Source organism: Thalassolituus sp. UBA2009, from assembly GCF_002335285.1.
Classification (GTDB): domain Bacteria; phylum Pseudomonadota; class Gammaproteobacteria; order Pseudomonadales; family Oceanobacteraceae; genus Venatoribacter; species Venatoribacter alkanivorans.
In genome coordinates this window covers 13,640-17,035 of record NZ_DDCJ01000097.1, presented here as the reverse complement: position 1 = coordinate 17,035, position 3,396 = coordinate 13,640, and the positions used below count along the sequence as shown (strand labels likewise).

General features: G+C 52.8%; 2 protein-coding genes. One reads left to right on the top strand and one right to left on the bottom strand.

Translation table 11 applies throughout. From position 1 onward, the window contains the following. A partial coding sequence (locus B3P58_RS12020; RefSeq protein WP_286717734.1) for a hypothetical protein occupies nt 1-253 on the top strand: 253 nt, incomplete at its 5' end. 116 nt (nt 254-369) lie between these two features. Here B3P58_RS12020 and B3P58_RS12015 read toward each other — a convergent pair. Next, the coding region (locus tag B3P58_RS12015; protein ID WP_286717733.1) for an efflux RND transporter permease subunit at nt 370-3,396 on the bottom strand (3,027 nt) is incomplete at its 5' end.

Genomic DNA, 3,396 nt, shown 5'->3' with positions numbered 1-3,396 from the left:
GACGTTTTGCTGCGCCTCTGGGGCCGCCGCAGAAACCGATGATATGTCTGGTCTGACCGCAGTGATACGGACAAGTGGCTCCGGCCAAGGATGGCCGATGAGGCGCGCGGCCAGTAAATATCAAGGTTTCAAGGAAGACGGCCCAGAAAGCGCGAAGCTGGGATCGGCCCGCCGGCAAGGGGATAAGTTCCCCTGGGAGGCATCGGCCTGGATGTTAAAAAATGCTGTTTTTATCAGTTATGGTGCTGATTAAAAACGGTGGGACGGTTGTGAGACAGCGACATAAAAAAGGCGGAAACCCACAAAAGGTTTCCGCCTTATTGGCCGCACGCATCAGCGCGGCGGCTTACACCTCTGGTTCCTTACTGACTACGCCTCTGGCTCTTCCGGCATTTTACCCAGAAAACGATACAGCACCGGCACCACTATCAGGGTCAGCAGGGTCGAAACCAGCAGGCCGCCGATAATGGCCCAGCCCATCGGCGACCACATGCTGGAGCCGGATAAGGTCAGCGGCAATAAACCACCAATAGTGGTCAGCGTGGTTAACACAATAGGTACAAAACGGGTTTGCGCTGCAGCGGCAATGGCTGCCAGTTGTTCCATACCTTCGCGCCGCATCTGGTTGGCATAATCCACCAGAATAATGGAGTTATTCACCACGATACCCACCAGCGAGGTCAGGCCGATAAAGGCGGTAAAACTGAAGGTATAGCCGGTAATAAACAACGCCAGCAAAGCGCCGATTAAGGCAAAAGGAATGGCGGCAAAAACAATTAATGGCTGCACAAAAGAACGGAACTGCAGCACCAGCACGGCAAAAATCCCGAATACCGCCAGAATCAGAGCCTGGGCCATACCGCCGAAAGCTTCTTTGCGGTTGGCCTGCTCACCGCCAATAGTAAAGTGCACACCTTCCGGCCAGGCATATTGCTGCAGTTGTTCAACCACGGCGTTAGTCACGGCTTCGGTGGTAAAACCCGGTAACACATCCGAGGTTACCCGTGCCATACGCTCGGTATCAAAATGCTGGAAGCGGGCAATGCTGGTTTCCAGTTCCAGACTGGCAACCTGCAAAAGCGGCACTAGTTTTCCCTGCGCAGTGGTGATCTGAATATCGTCAAAGGTCGCCAGCTCCGGACGCGGATATTCCGATAAACGCAGCACTAAATTGTATTCTTCACCGTCATCATCGCGGTAAACACCCATAGGTAAACCCACCAGTGCGGTACGGATGGTACGGTCAATGGTGCTGAGCGGAATACCCAGCATGGCGGCTTTATCACGGTTAATCTGCACATGCAGATCCACCTTATATTTGCCGACCGGATTATCCACACCAACGACGCCCGGGGTCTGTTCCATAATACTGGCGACATCCAGCGACACACGCTGAATCTGCTTCAGCTCTTCACCCATAATGCGGATTTCAACCGGCGCCTCGACGGGAGGCCCCTGCATAAATTCCTTAACCGTAATCTGTGCACCGGCAATCCGCCCCAGCTCATCACGCAGGGATGAAACCAAAGGTTCGACCTGTGCCAGCTCATGCGCACTTAAGGTGACAAATAATTGCGCAAAATTCACCGTCTGCCGCGATGGCATAATGTTGTAATAAATCCGCGGATTACCGCGGCCAACGTTCTGCGCAATATCCACCACTAAAGGCTGTTTACGCACCAGCGCTTCAACCCGTTGTGCCATGGCTTCGGTCTGTTCAAAGCCACTGCCTTCCGGCATATCAATATTCACCAGAATCATTGGTTTTTCGGCTTTCGGAAACAGGCTGACACCGATTAACGGAAACAGCGACAACGAACCGATTAATAACGCCAGAGAAATACCCAGCACCCGCTTAGGTTTGGCCAGCGCGCGGTTCAGCCAACGCAGATAAAAACCATCGGCGATTGCTTCCAGTTTTTTCTGGCTGCGGGTGGTGGTTTTTGCGGCTTTACCTAATTTACTCGCCAGTAACGGCGTTAAAGTCAGGGCAATTAATAACGATGCAAACAGGGTTAATACCACGGTAACCGGCATAGCGCGCATAAAAGTGCCGGAGCCATTCTGCATCAATAACATGGGTAAAAAAGACAGTACGGTGGTCAGCGTACCTGAAGCCACAGCCCAGGCTACCTGTGAACTGCCTTTAACCGCGGCTTCGGTCGGACTGTCGCCGTCACGTAAATGACGGGCAACGTTTTCCACCACCACGATGGCGTTATCCACCAGTAAGCCCAGCGCAATCACCAGCCCGACAATGGACATCTGCTGCAGACCAAAGCCGGCCAAATCGACCCAGCCGATGGCAATAAAAATCGATAATGGAATCGCCGCGACCACCACCAGCGCCGGACGCAGGCCCAGCACGATCAGTGACAATACAGCGACCAGAATCAGGCCCTGATTTAAATTATCAAAAAAACCGTCAATCTGACGCTCAACACTGAGCGACTGATCCATGACGGTTTTTAACGCAATATGCTGCGGCAGACGCTTATCAGTGTAGGTATCCAGCACCTTCTGAATGCCCTCGCGTACCTGAAAAATCTGGCTGCCTTTACGCTGCACCACAGAAATAAATACCGCTTTTTCGCCATTTAAACGCGCACGGTAACTGGGCAGACTTTCGGTTAACGAAATCTGCGCAATATCACGCAGATAAATCAGGCGCTGGCCCTGACCGCGCACGGCGGTATCGCCGATAGCATCCAGCGATTCATAGTCGCCACTGGTGCGTACGGTAAAGCGCCGCTCACCGGCATTGGCGTGACCACCGGGTAAATTCTGCGCGGCACTGGCTACCGCCGCCTGAATTTCATTCAGGCTGATACCCAGACCATTTACCTTGCGCTGATCGACCTGAATCTGCACTTCCAGTGTTGGCAGTGCGGCAATATCCACCCGCTTAACACCACTGACCCGCTCCAGTTTTTGTTCCAGGGTTTCGGCGTGCTTTTTTAATTCCGGATAATCCGCCTGCTCTGATACCAGTGCCAATTGCAGAATACTGACATCGGCCGGGGATATTTTGTCGATATCCAGATCGACAATACTGGCCGGCAGCTGATCGCGTACCTGCGATACCGCGCCAACCACGTCATCGTATTTATCATCAGGATCGGTGCCGTATAAAAACTCCACACGGATCACCACCAGACCATCTTCCACGCTGGTTTTAATTTCGCGCAGGTCATCCAGTTCATTCAGTGCTGCTTCCAGCGGATCAACCACCAGCTTTTCCATATCCAGCGGCGTTGTTCCCGGATTCACCACTTTGATTACGGCGGCAGAAAAATCGAATTGCGGGTCTTCTGAGCGCGGCATGGTAAAAAATGACACCACGCCAAGCAGCACCAGCAATAAAAACATTACCCAGGTGAACTGGTGATTGCGGAT